General features: G+C 66.7%; 16 protein-coding genes. 7 read left to right on the top strand and 9 right to left on the bottom strand.

What is annotated here, in order from left to right:
* Positions 1-3: 3 nt before the first annotated feature.
* Entirely contained in the window at positions 4-627 is a 624-nt protein-coding gene (locus AU195_RS23820) for a nucleoside/nucleotide kinase family protein (RefSeq protein ID WP_082703198.1), read from the bottom strand.
* 102 nt (positions 628-729) lie between these two features.
* Positions 730-1704, bottom strand: coding sequence for a mechanosensitive ion channel family protein (locus AU195_RS23815; protein WP_502687378.1), 975 nt, complete (start codon positions 1702-1704; stop codon positions 730-732).
* Between the two features lie 189 nt (positions 1705-1893).
* On the opposite strand from AU195_RS23815, the gene AU195_RS23810 reads away from it, so the two are divergent.
* Positions 1894-2547, top strand: coding sequence for a hypothetical protein (locus AU195_RS23810; protein ID WP_059161470.1), 654 nt, complete (start codon positions 1894-1896; stop codon positions 2545-2547).
* A gap of 1 nt (position 2548) precedes the next feature.
* On the opposite strand, the gene AU195_RS23805 is transcribed toward AU195_RS23810, so the two are convergent.
* Genes AU195_RS23805 through AU195_RS23790 form a run of 4 tightly spaced genes read right to left on the bottom strand, consistent with a single transcriptional unit; the run spans position 2549 to position 6747 of the window.
* Positions 2549-4930, bottom strand: coding sequence for an excinuclease ABC subunit UvrA (locus AU195_RS23805; RefSeq protein ID WP_059161469.1), 2382 nt, complete (start codon positions 4928-4930; stop codon positions 2549-2551).
* Positions 4931-4933: 3 nt separating this feature from the next.
* On the bottom strand, positions 4934-5344 hold the full coding sequence (locus tag AU195_RS23800; RefSeq protein ID WP_059161468.1) for a VOC family protein: 411 nt from the start codon (positions 5342-5344) through the stop codon (positions 4934-4936).
* A 4-nt stretch (positions 5345-5348) separates the two neighbouring features.
* Positions 5349-5729, bottom strand: coding sequence for a helix-turn-helix transcriptional regulator (locus AU195_RS23795; protein WP_172800709.1), 381 nt, complete (start codon positions 5727-5729; stop codon positions 5349-5351).
* 49 nt (positions 5730-5778) lie between these two features.
* On the bottom strand, positions 5779-6747 hold the full coding sequence (locus AU195_RS23790; RefSeq protein WP_082703189.1) for a PE-PPE domain-containing protein: 969 nt from the start codon (positions 6745-6747) through the stop codon (positions 5779-5781).
* Positions 6748-6892: 145 nt separating this feature from the next.
* Between AU195_RS23790 and AU195_RS23785 the strand changes: the two genes are divergently transcribed.
* Positions 6893-7066 (top strand): helix-turn-helix transcriptional regulator, encoded by a 174-nt coding sequence (locus AU195_RS23785; protein WP_231737667.1) that lies wholly within the window; start codon positions 6893-6895, stop codon positions 7064-7066.
* A 1-nt stretch (position 7067) separates the two neighbouring features.
* On the opposite strand, the gene AU195_RS23780 is transcribed toward AU195_RS23785, so the two are convergent.
* The gene (locus AU195_RS23780; RefSeq protein ID WP_059161466.1) at positions 7068-7283 is read right to left on the bottom strand and encodes a hypothetical protein; all 216 of its coding nucleotides are present in this window, start codon (positions 7281-7283) and stop codon (positions 7068-7070) included.
* 85 nt (positions 7284-7368) lie between these two features.
* On the opposite strand from AU195_RS23780, the gene AU195_RS23775 reads away from it, so the two are divergent.
* The 4 genes from AU195_RS23775 to AU195_RS23760 all read left to right on the top strand — a co-directional run bounded on the left by AU195_RS23775 (position 7369) and on the right by AU195_RS23760 (position 10779).
* A complete protein-coding gene (locus tag AU195_RS23775; protein WP_059161465.1) occupies positions 7369-7770 on the top strand; it encodes a nuclear transport factor 2 family protein in 402 nt (133 codons plus the stop codon).
* Between the two features lie 86 nt (positions 7771-7856).
* Positions 7857-8417, top strand: a complete 561-nt coding sequence (locus tag AU195_RS23770) for a hypothetical protein (protein WP_059161464.1) — start codon at positions 7857-7859, stop codon at positions 8415-8417.
* A gap of 21 nt (positions 8418-8438) precedes the next feature.
* Positions 8439-9758: a Dyp-type peroxidase gene (locus AU195_RS23765; protein WP_059161463.1), complete on the top strand. Its 1320-nt coding sequence runs from the start codon at positions 8439-8441 to the stop codon at positions 9756-9758.
* A 7-nt stretch (positions 9759-9765) separates the two neighbouring features.
* Complete coding sequence (locus tag AU195_RS23760) at positions 9766-10779, top strand: hypothetical protein (RefSeq protein WP_059161462.1); 1014 nt, start codon at positions 9766-9768, stop codon at positions 10777-10779.
* A 27-nt stretch (positions 10780-10806) separates the two neighbouring features.
* Here the strand turns inward: AU195_RS23760 and AU195_RS23755 are convergent, their stop codons facing one another.
* Together AU195_RS23755 and AU195_RS23750 are read right to left on the bottom strand one after the other, a co-directional pair.
* On the bottom strand, positions 10807-11298 hold the full coding sequence (locus AU195_RS23755; RefSeq protein WP_286149469.1) for a hypothetical protein: 492 nt from the start codon (positions 11296-11298) through the stop codon (positions 10807-10809).
* Positions 11299-11429: 131 nt separating this feature from the next.
* Complete coding sequence (locus AU195_RS23750) at positions 11430-11798, bottom strand: heme-binding protein (RefSeq protein ID WP_059161461.1); 369 nt, start codon at positions 11796-11798, stop codon at positions 11430-11432.
* A 400-nt stretch (positions 11799-12198) separates the two neighbouring features.
* Here AU195_RS23750 and AU195_RS25525 point away from each other — a divergent pair, with 400 nt between their 5' ends.
* The gene (locus AU195_RS25525; RefSeq protein ID WP_082703188.1) at positions 12199-12573 is read left to right on the top strand and encodes a hypothetical protein; all 375 of its coding nucleotides are present in this window, start codon (positions 12199-12201) and stop codon (positions 12571-12573) included.
* Positions 12574-13125 lie beyond the last annotated feature (552 nt).

Here is a 13125-nt window from a genome sequence, read left to right as displayed (position 1 = left end):
CCGTCAGCGACCGTCTGAAACCGATTTAGGCACCACCACGTCGAAGATGCGGTCACATCGGTCACGGGTGCCGGCGATGAGGTCGGCATTCGGGTCGTCGACCGTCTCGACCCAGCGTTGCGCTTCGGGGCCGCTGCGCCCGCCCGCGGCGTGGCGGGCGAGCAACCTCGCGCGGCGGACAGCCGGGAGGCTGTCGAGGTAGTACAGCCGGTCGAGCAGTGCCGCGACACCCTCCCACACGCCGAGATAGTTCCCTTCGGTGACCACCACCCGGGATTCGGCGGGCACCACGCGGCCCGCCGCCACCGGTTCCTCGAGGGCCCGGTCGAAGTCCGGGACGTAGACATCTCGGGCGCCGTGGGCTGCGGCGACACGGGTCAGCGTCGCGCGGTAGCCGTCCACGTCGAAGGTGTCCGGTGCACCCTTGCGCGAGCGCTTACCCAGGCGGTCCAATTGCGCGTTCGACAGGTGGAATCCATCCATCGGCAGGTAGCTCGCCACCGCCCCCACGCGCTCGGCGACCCGCTGGGCGAACGTGGACTTCCCGGTACCGGGCGGTCCGGTGATCCCGATGATGACCCGTCCTGCGCCGCCGTCGAGGAGTGCCCGTGCGTCCGCGACGACCATGCGCAACGCCTCGTCAGCGGTCACCACCTCCGGCGATGCGCCGCGTGGATGAACCTCGTCGGAGTCCACCCACGCGACTATAAGCGCGCTGCCGTACCGGCGTTACTGCTGACCACCGCGGTCGGTGCCGTACGGGTACTGCTGTCCGTATTGCTGTCCGCCGGGCGCACCGGTGTGCCGGCCGCCGAGCGGATCGTCGTAACCCGGTTGCTGGCCGGGCTGGTAGGGAGCGGTCGGCGGACCCGACTGCTGACCACCCGACTGCGGATACTGCGACCCGCCCGGGTAGCGAGGGTCGCTCCCGTACTGCGGGTCGCTCCCATATTGCGGCGCGCCCTGTGAATACCCGGGCTGTCCGGCTCCCTGCTGACCACTCCCCTGGGTGTAGTCCGGTTGCGAGGGGCTCGCGGCCGGGATCATCGTCGTCTCCCGGTTGCGGTTGTCGAGGTGCGCGCGCATGTTGCGGCCCTCGTCCTCGGCCCGCGACAGGTAGTTCTCCCAGCGCTGCTGCATCGGCTTGATCAGGCCGCCGCCGACGCCGACGACGAGGATGCCGCCGACGGTGCCGAGGATGGCGATCAGCACCGGCAGGGTGACGGTCAGCGCGATACCGACCTGGTTCAGCGCGGCGATGACGCCGAGCGCCAGGATGGCGATGCTCGCGATGTTGGCCAGCAGTCGGCCGTAGGACAGACCGCTCAACGCGTTGGACACGATGTCGCGGACCGCCGCGGCGATGGCCGCCGCGACCACCACGATGATCACCGCGACAAGCAGTTTGGGCAGGAACGAGATCACCCCGGCGATCAGCGCGCTGATCGGGTTGGGGCCGAAGACGCCGAACGCGAGTTGCAACACGACCAGCAGGAGCGCGTAGTAGACGATCTTGCTGACGATGGTCGATGCGTCGTAATTGCTCTGCGCCAGCGCCTTCTTGACTCCACCGCGCTCGACGGCCCGGTCGAATCCGACTTTCTCGAGGATCTTGTCGATGGCCTTGGCGATCAGCTTCGCCAGGATCCACCCGATGATCAGGATGACGAGGAACGCCACCAGTTTCGGCGCGAAGTTCGCCACCGACCTCCACATATCCTTTAGGGCGTCTTCCATCGCTTCAACTCCGTTGTTCGTGGCTCCCCGCGGCCGTTGATGGTGTAGTTCTCGGTACCCGAGTTCCGCCCGAATAAACCGAAGCGTCAATTCGGCGGGGTCCAGCCACCTCGGAGACGACGCAACCCCTTGCGTCTACAACTACTCTCGTCAGTCATGGGGGCACCTTCTGCACCGCCGGGATGGGATCCGGACCCGCATGCACCGAGTCCGCCTCGGACCGGCGCGAGGTGGAAGGCGCCGGCAGTCGCCGGCGCCCTCGTGCTGTTCGCCGCGATGCTCACCGGCGTGACCGCGTTGCGCGACGCGGTCGGCCCGCAGGACACCCCGCCTTCGGCGCCGGCCCGCGGATCGGTCACCGCGACGCCCACCGTGCTGCAGGAGGGGTGGGGCGTCCGCGCGCCGACCCGCGCAGCGATCGAGGCGATGTGGGAATGGGTCACCGCCTCCTCCGGCACCCTCGACACCGTCACGACGGTGACCCACCAGGTCCGGCCGCAGGTGCAGGACGCCCTGACCGCCCGCGATGTCGGGGACATCAGGTTCTACTGCAGCCAGATGGTCGCGCCGATCACCGTCGAGATGTCCGCGATCGTCGACACCCCCGATCCCGACCTGACCCGGGCGATGCAGACCGTCGTCGACAGTGCGCGCGACGTCGAGGCGCGCTGCGCGGCGCTTGCCGAACCGCCCGATCAGGCGTCACTCGACGGCCTGCACGCCGCGTTCGGCCGCGTGGCCTCGGATTTCGACGCGGTGGTGCGGATCGTCGACCGGGACGCGACGATCATGCAACGCGCGGGCCGGTGATTCAGACGCCGACGTATTCGGCGAGGTGTTTGCCGGTCAGCGTCGTGCGCCCGGCGACCAGGTCGGCCGGGGTGCCCTCGTACACGATGCGGCCGCCGTCGTGTCCCGCCCCGGGACCCAGGTCGATGATCCAGTCGGCGTGGGCCATCACTGCCTGATGGTGCTCGATGACGATCACCGACTTCCCGGCGTCGACCAGCCTGTCGAGCAGCGCTAGCAGCTGTTCGACGTCGGCGAGGTGAAGTCCGGACGTCGGCTCGTCGAGCACGTAGACGTCCTTCTTGTCGGCACCGGTGTCCCCCAGCCGGGTGGCCAGCTTGAGACGCTGCCGCTCGCCGCCGGACAGTGTGGTGAGCGGTTGACCGAGGCTGAGGTACCCGAGCCCCACATTGGCGAGCCGGTCGAGCACCTTGTGCGCAGCGGGGGTGCGGGCGTCGCCCTCTGCGAAGAACTCGAGTGCGTCGGCCACCGACATCTCGAGCACGTCGGCGATGTTGCGGTCGCCGAGGGTGTACTCGAGGACCGAGGCCTGGAATCGCCTGCCCTCACACTCCTCGCACGGTGACTCCACCGTGGCCATGACGCCGAGTTCGGTGTAGATGACGCCGGCACCCTTGCACGCGGGGCAGGCGCCTTCGGAGTTGGCGCTGAACAGCGCCGGTTTCACGCCGTTGGCCTTGGCGAACGCCTTGCGGATGGGGTCGAGCAGTCCCGTGTAGGTGGCGGGGTTGCTCCGGCGCGAACCGCGGATCGCACCCTGGTCGATCGACACGACCTCGTCGCGGCCGGCCACCGACCCGTCGATGAGCGAACTCTTCCCCGACCCCGCGACCCCGGTCAGCACCACGAGGACCCCGAGCGGGATGTCGACGTCGACGTCGCGCAGGTTGTTCGTCGTGGCACCGCGGATCTCCAGGGCGCCCTTCCCTTGCCGCACAGATGCTTTCAACGAAGCCCGGTCGTCGAGGTGGCGCCCGGTGAGTGTGCCGCTGCGGCGGAGCCCGTCGACGGTGCCCTCGAAGACCACCTCGCCGCCGCCGCTGCCCGCGACCGGGCCGAGGTCCACGACGTGGTCGGCGATGGCGATCGTCTCGGGCTTGTGTTCGACGACGAGCACGGTGTTGCCCTTGTCCCGCAGTCGAAGCAGCAGGTCGTTCATCCGCTCGATGTCGTGGGGATGCAGGCCGACGGTCGGTTCGTCGAAGACGTAGGTGACATCCGTCAGCGACGACCCGAGGTGACGGATCATCTTCGTGCGCTGCGCTTCTCCCCCGGACAGCGTGCCCGCGGGCCGGTCGAGCGAGAGGTACCCGAGGCCGATCTCGGCGAACGAGTCCAGCAGGTGACGCAAGCCGTCGAGCAGCGGACCGACAGACGGTTCGTCCAACCCGTGGACCCACTCGGCGAGATCGCTGATCTGCATCGCGCACACGTCGGCGATGCTGCAGCCCTTGATCTTCGACGACCGCGCCTCCGCCGTGAGCCGGGTGCCCTCGCATTCGGGGCAGGTCGCGAACGTCACCGCCCGCTCGACGAACGCGCGGATGTGGGGTTGCATCGCGTCGACGTCCTTGGACAGGAAGGACTTCTGAATCGTGGGGATCAACCCGGCGTAGGTCAGATTGACCCCGTCGACCTTGATCTTCGTCGCCTCCCGGTACAGGAGGTCGTCCAGTTCCCTCTTGGTGTACTTGCGGATCGGCTTGTCGGGGTCGAAATACCCGCAGCCGCGGAAGATCCGGCCGTACCAGCCCTCCATGCTGTAGCCGGGGATGGTCAACGCACCCTCGTTGAGTGATTTGGTGTCGTCGTAGAGCGCGGTCAGGTCGAAGTCGGAGACCGCGCCGCGACCCTCGCAACGCGGACACATCCCGCCGGTGATCGAGAACTCGCGCCGCTCTTTGACCGTCCTGCCGCCCTTGTCGAACGTCACCGCCCCCGCCCCGCTCAGCGAGGCGACGTTGAACGAGAACGCCTGCGGCGAACCGATGTGCGGGTCTCCGAGGCGGCTGAACAGGATTCGCAGCATGGCGTAGGCGTCGGTCGCCGTGCCGACCGTCGAGCGTGGATTGGCGCCCATCCGTTCCTGGTCGACGATGATCGCCGTGGTGAGCCCTTCGAGGACGTCCACGTCCGGTCGGGACATCGACGGCATGAACCCTTGCAGGAACGCACTGTAGGTCTCGTTGATGAGGCGCTGGGACTCCGCGGCGACGGTGCTGAACACCAGCGAGCTCTTACCCGACCCGGACACCCCGGTGAACACGGTCAGCCGGCGTTTCGGCAACTCCACGTCGATGTTCTTGAGGTTGTTCTCGCGCGCACCCACGACGCGGATGACGTCGTGGGTGTCGGCGGCGTGCTTGGTCGTGTTTCCCGCCATGGTTCAGGGCAGCTCCTGGATACGGATCATGGTGCCCGCGGGGTCGCGGACAGCGCAGTCACGGACACCGTACGGCTGTTGGGTGGGTTCGGAAACGATGTCGGCCTCACACGCCTGCAACCGTTCGAACGTGGCGTCGAGGTCTTTGGTGGCCAGGACGATGATCGCGTAGGTGCCCTTGGCCATCATCTCGGCGATGGTGCGGCGCTCTTCGTCGGTGATCCCGGGATCTGCGGCCGGCGGGTGCAGGACGATCGACGTGCCGGGTTGGCCGGGCGGGCCCACGGTGATCCAGCGCATCGTGCCGCCGCCGACGTCGAGGCGGACCTCGAACCCCAGGACGTCGCGGTAGAACGCCAACGACTGCTCGGGGTCCTCATGCGGGAGGAAGGTGTTGTGAATCGTGATGTCCATGGACTCACCGTAGGTGCGGCTCCGCCGCGGGTGCTTCTCGATTCCTGACCGGTCTGGTCACCACTTTGGTCACGCACGTCGGCGGCTCGTGCGTCGTGCCGGCCAGCCGCCGGCGGTAGACACTGGGCGGGACACCGACGAGCTCGGTGAACCGGGTGCTGAACGTGCCCAGTGACGAACAGCCCACGGCGAAGCAGACATCGGTGACGCTGAGGTCGCCGCGGCGCAGCAGCGCCATCGCCCGCTCGATGCGACGCGTCATCAGATAGCTGTACGGCGACTCGCCGTAGGCGAGCTTGAACTGGCGACTGAGGTGGCCGGAGGACATGTCCACGCCGCGCGCGAGGGCTTCGACATCGAGGGGTTGCGCGTAGTCGCGATCCATCCGGTCGCGGACCCTGCGCAGGCGCTTCAGGTCGTCGAGTCGACGCTCATCAGGAGCCACCCGCGGATTTTACGACTGGCGGCTGACCCGCAAATGCGTCGACGCCGTCGCGACCGTCGGCGGCGTCATCCGAGCGGGCGCCGTCCCGCTGCGACGCCGTCGGTTCGTCGGCCCCTGACACCGTGTTCCGTTTGGTGTCGTTGCGCTTGTAGCCGGAATCGACGACCGGTCGCAGGTGCCTGTCGACCTCGTCGACGATGCGGCGGTCGACGCCCAGCTGACGCAACGGCTTGGTCAGCGGCAGTTCCTTCGTCGGGACGAGGTACGAGGTGGTCTTGCCGCCCTTCGTGTTCGTCGTCTCGGTGATGTTGCCCTTCGGCACGTCGGTCAGGTCCACCCCGTAGTTCGGGTGCAGGTAGACCACGCCCATGACGGCGTTCGCGGTCGAGAGCAGGTTGAGAGGACGGTCCGGGAAGTCGGCGATGCCGTCGTACTCGCGGGTGACATAGACGGTCTCGTACGGGGTTTCGACCAGCGGAGCCGGTCGGCTGATCCCGATGCCAGGGACGCGGACGCCTTCGGGAACCCAGTTGGCGATGCCGCCGGAGGGCCGGGCCGGGTCACCGATGTAGACGAACCGCACGTCGTTCTTGGCCGGGCGCTGGTTCTCGGGAAGCGTCATGATGCGCCGCTCCTCCTCGTGTACAACGAGGCTGCCCTGGGAGACGCCCACGAGCGATTTGCGCCCCGTGGTCGTGGTGACCGCACCGCCGAGTTCCCTCGCGCCCATGGCGACCGATTCGTTCATCAGGATCGGTGACGCCGGGTAGCCGACGCCCACGAGCGTGTCGTCGCGGCCGGCGTAGACGTCGTTGCGCAGCCAGGTCATCTGGGACTGCGTGGGCGTGCCGGGCCAGCCCGTGCCGCCGACGTAGAGGGCCGTGTCCGCCGACGCGGGGACGGCGGTCGCGATCGCGAACGAGGCCGTGGCGGTAGCAACCTTAAGGGCGCCTTTCATGGCGGCACCCTAACCCCTTTAAGGGTGGTGCTAGCAACCTATGCTTGCGTAGAAAAATACAGTTCAAACGAACCATTTGCACCAGTAAGAAGAACTGGTTTCCTCTTTAAGGACGACTCCTCGTGGTCGGGTAGGCTCACGACTCGTGGTGCTGCATTTCATGTCGCGGGGCGAGATCGCCGAGTATCTCGGCGTCAGCCTCGCGACGGTGAAGGGCTACGTCGACTTCCCGGAACCCGACGTGACCGTCGGGCGCAATCAGGGGTGGGCCCGAGAGACCGTCGACAGGTGGGTGGCCTCGCGGCGCCGCGCGAAGTGACCTAGCTCGGCCACTGTTCGATGATGCGGCCGTCGCAGCGGAGCTGGACGGCAGTGTGGCGCTGAGCGCCAACAGCCTGCAGCGTCTCGGCGTACATCCGCCGAGCCTCGGCCTCGTCCGCACCGTCAGTGGTGGTGGACTGCAGATCCTCGTCCGAGGGGTGCTCGATGCCCTCCTCGGCGGGCGCCACGACCACGACATCCCATTTCGCTGTCATGCGACCAGTATCCGGGATCGATCGCCGTCGGTAGTCTGAGCTTCGCTGCCCCGACGCGTCGGGCGGCGAGTCGAGGAGGACCGTGATGACTGGTTCCGATGATCCGATGGTGGTGGTGCGGGAGTACGTCGACGCCTTCAACCACGGGGATGTGACGGCGATGGCGGCCGTCTGCGCCGATCCGATGCAGATACTCGACGGGATGTCTCCGCATGTCTGGCAGGGGCCGAGGGCAGCCGAACAGTGGTGGGCCGACGCAGCCGTCGAGGCTGAGCACTTGGGAGCCTCCGGATACCGGATCGCGCTCGGCGATCCGCGGCATGTCGACGTCACGGGTGACTACGGATACGTCGTCGTACCCGTCACCTTCGAGTACGACCTCCGCGGCGAGCACGTCACGCAATCTGATGCGCTCTTCACCGTCGCACTTCGCAGGATCGACGGCTCGTGGCGGCTGACCGCCTGGGCGTGGGCGAAGGGTCTCTGATCAGTCGACTTATCGACGCTGAAACGCGCTCTGAGATCGCATCCACGGAGTAGTGTCCGGCTCACCGGGCGAGGGTTGGAGGGCGCATGCCGATCACCGATCATGACTGGAGCAGGCCCGCAGCGGTGGCGATCCCCGCCGAGGGGTACTTCGAACTCGAACGGGGTCGCTACGGACCGGTCTTCCCGAGAACCCCGGCGTGTTACGGGTTTTCGATCATCGCCAAGGTCAAGGACGGTCGCGAAGGCGCCATCCGCGAACACGGCAAGATCATCGAAGCCGCGATCGCCGATTCGCCCGAGTTCCTCGCACCCCTGCGTCTGCACTATCTGCGGTGGCTGCTGTTCGACGTCGGGGCGGGACTGCACTTCCAATATCAGGGCATCTTCGACACCGATTTCGACAAATACACCGAGGATGCCGTCCAGCTGTTCAGCCAGAGCGGTATCTGCACGGTGTTCACCAATCTCGAGGGCTTCCCGGAGGACTGGAAAGAGAATCCGGAAAGCTTCGTGAAGTTCGTGCGCGAGCATCACTTCCCGAGCTTTCTGGAATACGGCGAGTACCCGTACGCGACAGCCGACGAGATCAAGAAGGCACTCCGGTTGAAGGACGCCTTCTCCGTCATGCTCGACCAGATGCAGTGATCGCTCACAAGGCCGCCACCCATGCTCGAACTCGACGACATCCAGCACATCCTGTTGACCCGCACGCCGGCGATGACGGGCCGCTACGAGTTCCTGTCGTTCGACGACCCGGTGGGCGCTCGCGCGTGGCTGTCCGAGTTGATCGATCGGGTCGATTCCGCCTCGGCGGCCATGGCCTCGATGGACAGTTCCGAGCGGTGGATCACGCTGGCCTTCACCTGGAACGGGCTGCGTGCGATGGGGCTTCCCGAGGATTCGCTCAACTCCTTCCCTGACGAGTTCCGCGAAGGCATGGCGGCGCGTGCCGACATCCTGGGAGACACCGGGCGCAACGCCCCCGAGCACTGGACCGGCGGTCTGGCCGATGACAAGCTGCACGCCATCGCCATCCTGTTCGCCCGCACCGACGCCGAGCACCGGCGTTGCATCGGCGAGCACAACAGACTGCTCGACCGGTGCGCGGGTGTGAAGTCGCTGTCGTATCTCGACCTGAACGCGACACCGCCGTTCAACTACGCTCACGACCACTTCGGATTCCGCGATCGGTTGTCGCAGCCGGTGATCGAAGGTTCGGGTGAGATGCCGACACCGGGTTCGGGCGCGCCGCTGAAACCCGGCGAGTTCATCCTGGGCTACCCCGACGAGAACGGTGTCACGGCCGATTCGCCGCAGCCCGAGGTGTTGTCACGCAACGGCAGCTACATGGCCTACCGGCGGCTGCAGGAGCACGTCGGGTTGTTCCGCCAGTACCTCCGCGACAACGCGGACACGGCCGACGACCAGGAGTTGCTGGCCGCGAAGTTCATGGGCCGATGGCGCAGCGGCGCCCCGCTTGTGCTGGCGCCCGAACGCGATGATCCCGAGCTCGGTGCCGACCCCATGCGCAACAACGACTTCAACTACAAGACCATGGATCCCCACGGGTACGCCTGTCCGCTGGGATCGCACGCCCGTCGTCTCAATCCCCGCGACACCGCCCACAACATGAACCGGCACCGCATGATCCGCCGCGGCGCCACCTACGGGCCGGCGCTACCGGACGACGCCCCGGATGACGGCGTGGACCGCGGTATCGCCGCATTCATCATCGGCGCCAGCCTGATCCGCCAGTTCGAGTTCGCGCAGAACGTCTGGATCAACGACAAGGCATTCCACGAGCTGGGCAACGAGCACGACCCGATCTGCGGCACCCAGGACGGCACGCTGGAGTACACGATCCCGAAGCGGCCGATCCGCAAGGTGTTCAAGGGACTACCCGCGTTCACCACGCTCACCGGCGGTGCGTACTTCTTCCTGCCCGGGATCCGCGCCATGCGATACCTGGCGTCACTCGACAGTTGAGGCACCTATGAGCCCCCTCGCGCCGGCACGCACCTACAACCAGAGCCACATCGCGCGCGGTCACGACGGCAAGCGACGCATGAGCATCTACTGGACGTGGAGCTATCCGTGGGAGGCGCAACGCGATCCCGCCGAGATGTACAACCGGTTCTCGACGATCACCGAAGTGCGGAATGTCGCATGGCCCGGTTACGAGACGCCGGAATACGACGAGGCGCACTTCCTCCAGGGCATCGCGGGAACACTGGAGCTCTTCCACCGCTCGACGTTGACCTTCCAGCACCTCGCGGAGGAGGCGACCGGCCACCCGGTCGCCGTGTTCCAGCGCATCGATCAGGCGGGCTACAGGTTGCCCATCGACGAGCGGATCCTGGCCGACACCGACACCCTCATGGTGTTCGGGCTCGATCACATCCTCTCCGAGCAGGAAGCGGCGCCCGAGGAGATCGCCGCGATCCGGGAGTGGCTGACCCGGGAGGGGACGTGCCTCCTGCTCGCCCCGCACCACGACGTCGGCTTCACCGAGGATTTCGCTCAACGACAGGTCGAGTACGAGCACCACGGCGACCCGCTGGTACCGCGCCAGCAACGCTTCGGCCAGTACACCCGATCACTGATGCGCGGCCTGAACGTGCCGGTACACAACAGGTGGGGTCTGCGACCGGCCGTTGTGAACGGCACCGGAGACATCGCGCCGATCAGCGGATTTCGCGATCTCGACGCATCACGCCTGCTCGACGATGTGACCACCTTCAGCTTCCACCCCCACCTGCCGCATTACGAGCTGACGGCGCCCGAGAGCGACGACCTGCGCGTCCTGGCCCGCCAGCGCATCGACCCCGACCGCCCGCACCCCTTCACCGCCGAGGGGAACAGCGAGTTCAACGCGCTGATCTGGATGCCGCCGTCGGGTGAACGTGCGGGCGACATCGTGCTCATCGACTCCACGCATTTCACCACCCTCTTCGGCGGCACCGAGAGCCTGCGCAACCTGTGGCACAACCTCGCGACGATGACATGACCCCCGACCTGTCGTGTCGGTCGTAAATCACGGCTGTCGGTCGACCCCCTCAGCCGGGTCGCTTCGATGCCGACGGACGAATGCCAAAAAGTACGCCTGCATCACCGCGAAGATGAAAGCCGTGCTGATGCCGAACAGCAGGACGCCGTTCACTGCCTCCAGCGCACTGATCAGACGCAGCCGGTCGGGCAGCACCAGTCCCCGTACGTCGAGCGAGACCATGGTGCCCAGGGAATAGACCGACGCGTCCGTGAACGAGTCGAACGCGCCGAGCCATCGGTAGGCCGACGCCCACAGCACGCCGTCCAGCCCATGCAGAACCGCGAGCGTCAACGCGACGAACGCGATATTGCCGCTCACGATGGGAATGGCCCGCCCCGGACCGAGATCGTCCGTCCCGACACGGGTCCGGATCCTCGCCTCCATGCGAAAAGCCATGACCACCACTCCGGTCGTGTGGATCGCGATGGTGAGCACAATGAGCGACAGACCCACGACCCAACTCGCCAGGTCCACCATCCCTCCCTTCGACCAGCCGTCGACCGAACGCGTGAATCACCTGTCCGACAGAGGTTTTGACAGCGAGGGGCGGGCGCCCGCGAGCACTTCCAACCAGCGCGCGCTCACAAGCTGTCCGACCGGATTCGACGTCACCTACACCGGTCGAGGAAGTCTGTTGCGGGTTTTCGGATGGCTTCGAGCTCGGCCCGGACCTGCGGATTGGCGTCCATGTACTGCTGCACCTGTGGACGCATCTCCTCCCGCGGTTGGCCTTTGAGGGTCGCGAAGAAATCGTTCACGGGGGGATGCGTGTACAGATAGGCCGAGACGGCCGCGGCCACCCCCGCCCTGACACCGGCCCAGTCCGCGGGTGAACAATTCGGCGGTGCGGGTGGGGGCGGCGTCGGCGGCTGGGCGGCAGCCGCTCCCCCGCCGAGAACCGCCGCACCGGCCATCACCAGAGAGCTGACCGCTCCCACTACTGCCCGGCGGCCAAAACGCCCTAACGGCAACGTCATTGCTGCTTCTCCTTCAGTGGGTCATCGCATTCTGATCCCGCTGTCTATCGGACCGAGTCGTCCATGGGCGGGCGACCGGTCCTGCGTGACACGGGGGGCGCAGCGCATTGACACCGACACGAGATCGCTGGGATCGCCGCAGTCTGGGCTGATCCCGGCCTCTTGTAGCACTGAAGTCATCGACGGCTACTTCCGCGATTCAGAGGTGGTGAGGCTCCATGCACCCTAGAGCCCACGATAAATCCACCGACCGAAGCGCGTGGGCATATTCGCCATCGCGGAGCCGATCGGCCATACGCGTCATCGTGGCGGCAATGAATTCGAATACAGCGCTGATTCGCACACCCTGGGCCGCACGCGCTCTTAGACTTCCTGGAGAGGCGACCGAGAGAAGACGTCCATGAAGCCTTGGGTACAACGCATCGCCGTGTCCGCCGTCGGTCTGACAGCTATGTCACTGATCGAGTTCGCCTCATCACCCGTCGGCCGCGCTCAACCGCCACCACCGCCACCACCGCCGTGTCCGCCGGGCATGTTCTGGAACTACGCCACGGTCGTCTGCGAGTGGCCGCCGGCCCCCGTGGTCTACGTCGACCCATGGCTGCCCGTCTATGTCCCGGACATCGTCGATGTCGATCTCGACGTCGACATCCCGGTACCCGGCCCTCCCGGCATCGGGGCGCCGGGGCGGCCGGACATCGGGCGACCAGGGGCCGGACCCGGACCTCGACCTCCCATGCCACGGCCCCGTGGCGGCGGTGGCCGGCGGCGCTAGGTTCACCGTAGAGACACCCGCTGACGAGGTTCCCCGCCCCGAACAATGGTCGAAGCGGGTTTCCAGGAGAGTGGAGCTAAGGGGATTCGAACCCGTTGTCAACGGCTCGAAATCGCTGTTGCTCAGCGCGAATATCTAATTCTCGGGCCCGCTGACGTCCTCTCGTCGACCAGCGGAAACCCGGACGGGTGTGGACCAGGTCCACATGGCGATCGCGGTATTCGCCGCATGCGAGAGCATCGGCAGCCGCCGGGGATCGAACTGCGTTTCGGGCATTGTTTCCGCAGGTCGCACCTTTGCGTGGCTGCAGGAGTTCGCATGGCGATGCACCTACTTACACAGGTCGCCGCGAAGCTGCCCGGACCGTGTCGCTCGATACCCCCGGGCTGTATGCCTGCTCCGGTAAATCTTCGAGAATCCCGATTCGGATCGGATCCGTATACCTGCGTGACGCCGAACCGGCGGGGGCGGCCCCGCCAAGCCCGACCACCGCGGCTGCACCGACGGTTCCACCGCCCGTCACCATTACGCTGGCGCCACCCCCGCCGCCTC

The organism is Mycobacterium sp. IS-1496 (assembly GCF_001499995.1).
Taxonomy (GTDB): Bacteria; Actinomycetota; Actinomycetes; order Mycobacteriales; family Mycobacteriaceae; genus Mycobacterium.
This window is presented reverse-complemented; position numbering and strand designations above follow the sequence as displayed.